The organism is Adlercreutzia equolifaciens (assembly GCF_029076695.1).
Classification (GTDB): domain Bacteria; phylum Actinomycetota; class Coriobacteriia; order Coriobacteriales; family Eggerthellaceae; genus Adlercreutzia; species Adlercreutzia equolifaciens_A.
Map to the genome: position 1 here is coordinate 1 of NZ_JARFIK010000300.1, position 310 is coordinate 310.

1 protein-coding gene is annotated in these 310 nt (G+C 65.2%); it reads left to right on the top strand.

Features of this window, described 5'->3' with window-relative positions:
- Positions 1-69: 69 nt before the first annotated feature.
- Positions 70-310, top strand: a 241-nt coding sequence (locus PZH32_RS12485; RefSeq protein WP_428994050.1) for a 3-hydroxyacyl-ACP dehydratase FabZ family protein, incomplete at its 3' end; no start/stop codon positions are given.

Genomic DNA, 310 nt, shown 5'->3' on the forward strand with positions numbered 1-310 from the left:
CTCGGCTTCGGCGGCCATAATGCCGCACTGGCCTTCACGCCCTATCAGAACTAAGAAAGAAGTTGCGTCATGGCTGATCAGACCGTCTTGCCGCCCCAGCCTTGGGGGCGTGCGGAAATCGAGGGCATTCTGCCCCATCGCGATCCCTTCGTGTGGGTGAGCCGTATTACCGCCGTCGAGCCCGGCGTCTCCATCGAGGGCGAGCTGGACGTGCCGGCCGCTCTGGACCTGTTCCGCGGCCACTTCCCCGATCATCCGGTGCTGCCCGGCGTCATCCTCATGGAGGCCCTGGCCCAGTGCGCCTCCATTG